This is a genomic window from Streptomyces marokkonensis, from assembly GCF_039539045.1.
Taxonomy (GTDB): Bacteria; Actinomycetota; Actinomycetes; order Streptomycetales; family Streptomycetaceae; genus Streptomyces; species Streptomyces marokkonensis.
This window is the reverse complement of sequence record NZ_BAABCQ010000286.1, coordinates 1-5,228: the sequence shown is the minus strand read 5'-3', so window position 1 is coordinate 5,228 and position 5,228 is coordinate 1. Positions and strand designations below refer to the sequence as shown.

The following is a 5,228-nucleotide window of genomic DNA, read 5'->3' as shown; positions in this document are numbered from 1 at the left end:
GCAGCCGCCCCAGGACGACGAGACCGCCGATCTCCTCGCCCCGTTCCGGCCGTACGGACCGGGGCAGCCTCGTGGGATAGGCACGCGTGTCCCCCCAGGGGCGGTTGCTCGACCGGCCGTCCGGCCTGCGCAAGCGCGGCGTCAGCTTCACCTAGCCGTACTGACCGGAGACGTTGATCGACGGCTGGTCGTCTTTGCCGAAGTTGCTGGCGAGCCAGAGCTCGATGGAGTCGAACGGAAAGTTCCGAGGGTGATGCGACCCTGGGATGATGGTCGCTGCCTGCATCCGGTCGAGCCGGAAGAGACGCCAGTCCTCGCGGCGGGTGTCGTACGCAACCAGGTACCAGTGCCGCTGGCGAAGCAGGTGGCGGTAGGGCTCTACCGTGCGTTGGGAGTGGCGGCCGTCCTGGTCGACGTAATCGAAGCGGATGCTGGCGCCCGTGGCTACGGCGTCGGCGAGGGTGCCGACGAGCGCCCAGTCGACGGGCGCTGGGTCCTCGTGGAGGATCTGGGTGGAGATAGCGGTTGCTGCGGCGCGCCGGCGCAGGGTGGGCGGGAGTATCTGCTCCAGTTTCGATCGGGCTGCGGTGACCGATGGGTCACCAGGTGCCCAGGCTTCGAGCACCAGCAGACTCGTGATGATTGTCGAAACCTCATCGGGACTGAGCAGCAGCGGTGGAATCTTCGTGCTCGGGCGCAAGCGGTAGCCGGCGCCGGGGCCTGGCCGTGATTGCACGTCGTAGCCCAGGCTACGGAGGCGTTGGGCGTCACGGCGCACTGTTCGTTCACTCACCTGCAGCCGAGCTGCCAGAGCGCTGGTGTTCCACTCACGGCCTGTCTGCAACAGCGACAGCAGTCGCAGGGTGCGAGTCGATGGCGTATCCACCTTCCCATAATCAGCGCAGATGCGGCCCAAAACGGGCCGCATCTAGTCCTAGCGTGCTTTCCGACCCCAACGGAAGGACTCGCTATGCGAATCGCGGTAACTACGCCCACCGGGAATGTCGGCCACCACCTGACACGGATGCTGGTCCGGGCTGGCGTGAGGCCGCTGCTGCTGACCCGCCGTCCGGAGCGTCTTCCCGAAACGCTGGCGCAGCACGTCGATGTGGCGCGTGCTGATTCAAGGGACCCGGACCAGGTCGTGGCCGTGACTCGCGGTGTGGATGCGATCTACTGGGTCGACCCGCCCGCTGAGTCGGCGGATCCCCTGGCCGACTATGCACGCGCCACCGACGCGATCGCGATGGCGGTCACACAGAACGGGATCGTCCGAGTCGTGTTCCAGAGCAGCGTTGGCGCGGAGAAGCGCCACGGCGCCGGGGAGATCGATGGCCTCGCAGCAACCGAGGTAGCTCTGGACGGCCTCGACACTGGCGTCACCCATCTGCGGTGCGGCTACTTCTTCACCAACCTGCTGTTCGACATCGAGTCATTGAAGGTCGGCAGGATCCAGACGGTGCTCCCGTTGGACGCGTCGATGAGCTGGGTGGCCCCTCGCGACATCGCCGAAGTGGCAGCCATGGCCCTGCTCAACCGCGACTGGGAGGGTCGGCGCGTCCAGGCCGTCCACGGGCCTGAGGACCTGACCTGGTCCCAAGTCGCCGAGATTCTGACGGATGAGCTCGGTCGCGACGTCGTCGTCGACCGTGTTGCCGACGCGGAAATGTACCAGCAGTACCTCGCGGTCGGCATGCCCACGGCGATGGCCGACGCAGTCCTGGGCATGTCGACCGGGCTGCGCGATGACTTCGTTCCCGAGCAGCAGCGTTCTGTGGTGACCACGACGCCCACGACCTTGCGCGCTTGGGTACGCGACCAGCTTCTCCCGGTTGTCTGAGGCCGCACAACGTCCGACTTGTCCATGTCTGGCGGCCGGGGGGCGCCAGACACGATTTGGACCGTGTCCTACGTGGTGAGGCGGATGAGTCGCTTGTAGCAGCGCAGGGCGGCGGCGAGTCCGAGAAAGGCCAGGTGGTTGCGGGGGTCGCGTTCGGAGCGAGGGCTGAGCCGACGGTAGCCGGACAGCCACGACATGGTGCGCTCGACGGCCCATCGTCGTCGCCCTGATCGTTCGCTGGACTCGATGCCGTTGCGGGCGATGCGCACGCCGATCCACTTTCCGCGCAGCCATCTGCGCAGGTCAGCCCGGTCGTAGGCTTTGTCCGCACGCAGACGCCGCGGCTTGAAGAACCGGCCGCGGTGGGGAGCGAGTCTCGTTTGGTGACCCTCCACCATCGGCTTCAGCGCTTCGCTGTCGTGGGTGTCGCCGGCCGAGACGCCAACAAGGATAGGCAGTCCGTTCGCGTCCGACAGGACGTGCATCTTGGAACTTGGCTTGCCCCGGTCCACGGACTCGGACCTGTGTGTTCGCCCCTTTCCAGCCCTCCCGTGGGCGGTGTCGAGGACGACGCGGGTGACGCTCGATCTGCCCGGACCTCCGGTCCCGGATGGTCCGAGGCCGCCTTGACTCTCCAGTGGCGGGAGACATCACAGTAGGAGACATGGACGGCACGACTCTCTACTCGATCGGGGAACTCTCCCGGCGCACCGGTCTGCCGGTGAAGACGATCCGGTTCTACTCCGACACGAACGTGGTCGCGCCGACCAGTCGCACTCCCGCCGGATACCGGCTGTACGACCTCGACGCGTTGCTTCGCCTGGAACTCGTCCGCACACTGCGCGAGCTGGGCATCGGTCTCACCACGATCCAACGGGTGCTGAACCGCCAACTCTCGGTGGCGGAGGTCGCCTCGGCGCATGCCGATGCCCTGGACGTCCAGATCCAGACGCTGCAACTGCGACGGAGTGTCCTGCGCGCCGCGGCCAGATTCGGTTCCAGTCCCAAGGAGACCACACTCATGCACAGCCTCACGCGGTTGTCCGGCGAGGAGCGCCGCCGTCTGATCGGCGACTTCATCGACGGCACTTTCGGCACGGAGGGCACCGACCCGAACGCGGCGGCCATGGTTCGCGCCGCCACTCCCGACCTGCCCGACAATCCGTCCACCGACCAGGTCGCCGCCTGGGTGGAGCTCGCCGGGATGATCGGCGACGACGACTTCCGGGCCCGCATGCGCCGGACGGCCGGCCACCAGGCCGATCAGCTGCCGCTCGCCATCGAGAGCGAAGTCGGTGACGAGCTGATGGAGTTCACCCGGCAGAGGCTGGCCGAGGCCAGGGATGCCGGCATCGACCCGCTCAGCGAGGAGGCCGCACCCGTCGTCGACGATCTCGTGCGGCGGTTCGCGGAGGTGTTCACACGCGAGCCCGACGCGGAGTTCCGTGACTGGATGGCCCAGCAGTTCGAATTGTCCCACGACCCCCGGGTGGACGAGTACTGGCGGCTGGTGTGGATCGTCAACGGATGGCAGGTGATACCGGGCCTGGTCCCGGTGTACACCTGGCTCGTCCAGGGCTTGCGAAGGGATCGGAGTCCGGATCGCTGAGCACAGCGCACCCGTACCCGGGCCGACTGCGTGACGAGCCGAGGCGTACGTGGAGTTGCCTCCCTCCCCCGGGGGACAGGGAGACAACTCCGAGTACGTGCGCGAGGGTGTCAGCTGTCCGCGTCGCCGCCCGGGACCACGCAGGAGCGGTTGTTCTCCCAGCCCCATCCGTCACCGTCGGGGTCGGACGAGCCGCCGTCGACGCAGTACGGGTAACCGTTGGGGGCCGTGCCGCCGCCCGTTCCGCCCCCACTGTCCGCGTCGCCGCCCGGGACGACACAGGAGCGGTTGTTCTCCCAGCCCCATCCGTCACCGTCGGGGTCGGACGAGCCGCCGTCGACGCAGTACGGGTAACCGTTGGGGGCCGTGCCGCCACCCGTTCCGCCACCGTCCCCGTCCCCGTCCCCGTCGCCGTAGACGGTGGCGGTCTCGGAGGTGGCCGCGATGCCGTTGGCGCCGTTGAAGAGGCGCTCGCCCCAGTTGGTCAGGGAGTTCGCGTCGAAGCCGTTGACCAGGTCGAGGTACTCGACTCCGCTGCCGTTGCCGCTCCAGGACCAGCCCATGTAGCCCACGCCCAGGGACTGCGCGGTCGCCATGATGGCGTCCTCGTCGGGGTTGCCGTCGCTGTGCTGGTCGCCGAACTCGCCGACGACGATGGGCAGTCCGTTGCCGACGAAGTGGTTCAGGTAGTCCTGCACCTCGGTGGCCGTGTCGTAGACGCCGTACATGTGGATCGAGAAGATGGTGTTCCGGTCGGGGTCGGACGCGAAGACCGACGCCGCGTTGTCCCTCATGGTTCCGGACCAGTCCTGGCCCCAGTTGGGGGCGTCCACCATCAGGGCGTGATCGAGGCCGGCACTCCGGAGCTTGCCGATCGCGCTCTTGGTGGCGTCGGTCCAAGCCGTGTAGTTGTTGTTGCCGAACGGCTCGTTGCCGATGTTGACGACGACGTAGTCCTCCTGGCCCTGGAGCGCGCTTTTCACACCGATCCAGTAATCGGCCGCCTTGTCCAGGGTGGTGGCGGCGCCGTCCTCGCCGTAGCCGGTGGTGTCATGCACCTCCAGTACGCAGATGACCTTGTCGGCCTTGCACTGGCCGATGAGGGAGGAGACCTCGGACGCGCTCGTCCGTGTCCATCGGTCGCCGCTGCTGAGAACGACACGGACGGTGTTGGCGCCCTTGGCCGCTATGTCGGCGATGGAGCTCGTCCGGTCGGGATACCAGGTGTAGGCGTGGTTGACCCCACGCATGACGAACTCGTTCCCGTTCGCCTCGACCACGCGCCCGTCGCTGACCCGGATACCGGTGGGTGCGGCCTCGGCCTCGCCGGCGGACGGACCGGCGACCGAGACCAACAGGCCCAGGGCGGCGGCGAACGCCATGCCCGCCTTCGTGATCAGGGTGCTTCTCGGCTTTCGCATGTCTCTCCTCGGATGTGAGCGCTGGGTGCTGGGTGCTGGTGCTGGTGCTGGTGTGGAGGGGGACGGGGACGGGCGGGGCAGGTGGGCAGCCTGCGACCCAGCCCGTCTCTGACAACGATGTCCCGCGGCGACGTCAGTCCCTGACGGCGTACTTGATGAGCGTCGCGCGCACTTCGGCGGGAGTGTCGCCGAAGGCAGGCGTTGCTGGTGTGGGGTACGAACCGGACAACTGACGTCGGCCAGGGGCGACTTCGGCCGCATGGGGCTCGAACGGCCCGTCGCCACACCATGAGGCACCGGCTGTTACGCCCATGTCAATAGACGGTTCACGATCCGCCTGCCGAGCAAGGGAAAGCCC

The 5,228-nt window shown here is 67.6% G+C and carries 5 protein-coding genes and 1 pseudogene; 2 read left to right on the top strand and 4 right to left on the bottom strand.

The window, feature by feature from the left end; all coding sequences use genetic code 11:
• Window positions 1-151: 151 nt before the first annotated feature.
• Window positions 152-886 carry a helix-turn-helix transcriptional regulator gene (locus tag ABEA26_RS34780; RefSeq protein ID WP_345597915.1) on the bottom strand — a complete coding sequence of 245 codons (735 nt, stop codon included), beginning with the start codon at window positions 884-886 and terminating at the stop codon, window positions 152-154.
• A gap of 84 nt (window positions 887-970) precedes the next feature.
• Here ABEA26_RS34780 and ABEA26_RS34775 point away from each other — a divergent pair, with 84 nt between their 5' ends.
• Window positions 971-1,840: an NmrA family NAD(P)-binding protein gene (locus ABEA26_RS34775; RefSeq protein ID WP_345597913.1), complete on the top strand. Its 870-nt coding sequence runs from the start codon at window positions 971-973 to the stop codon at window positions 1,838-1,840.
• A gap of 68 nt (window positions 1,841-1,908) precedes the next feature.
• Here ABEA26_RS34775 and ABEA26_RS34770 read toward each other — a convergent pair.
• Window positions 1,909-2,433: pseudogene (locus ABEA26_RS34770) on the bottom strand (transposase); the annotation flags it as partial.
• Between the two features lie 71 nt (window positions 2,434-2,504).
• Here ABEA26_RS34770 and ABEA26_RS34765 point away from each other — a divergent pair.
• A complete protein-coding gene (locus tag ABEA26_RS34765; protein ID WP_345597911.1) occupies window positions 2,505-3,449 on the top strand; it encodes a helix-turn-helix domain-containing protein in 945 nt (314 codons plus the stop codon).
• Window positions 3,450-3,559: 110 nt separating this feature from the next.
• Here the strand turns inward: ABEA26_RS34765 and ABEA26_RS34760 are convergent, their stop codons facing one another.
• Window positions 3,560-4,870, bottom strand: a complete 1,311-nt coding sequence (locus ABEA26_RS34760; RefSeq protein ID WP_345597909.1) for a cellulase family glycosylhydrolase — start codon at window positions 4,868-4,870, stop codon at window positions 3,560-3,562.
• Between the two features lie 133 nt (window positions 4,871-5,003).
• On the bottom strand, window positions 5,004-5,228 hold a 225-nt coding region (locus tag ABEA26_RS34755), incomplete at its 5' end, for a hypothetical protein (RefSeq protein WP_345597907.1).

Bases quoted from the DNA above. Each gene is read 5' to 3' on its own strand.
- ABEA26_RS34775 (WP_345597913.1), top strand. From the start codon at position 971: ATGCGAATCGCGGTAACTACGCCCACCGGGAATGTCGGCCACCACCTG.
- ABEA26_RS34765 (WP_345597911.1), top strand. From the start codon at position 2,505: ATGGACGGCACGACTCTCTACTCGATCGGGGAACTCTCCCGGCGCACC.
- ABEA26_RS34760 (WP_345597909.1), bottom strand. From the start codon at position 4,870: ATGCGAAAGCCGAGAAGCACCCTGATCACGAAGGCGGGCATGGCGTTC.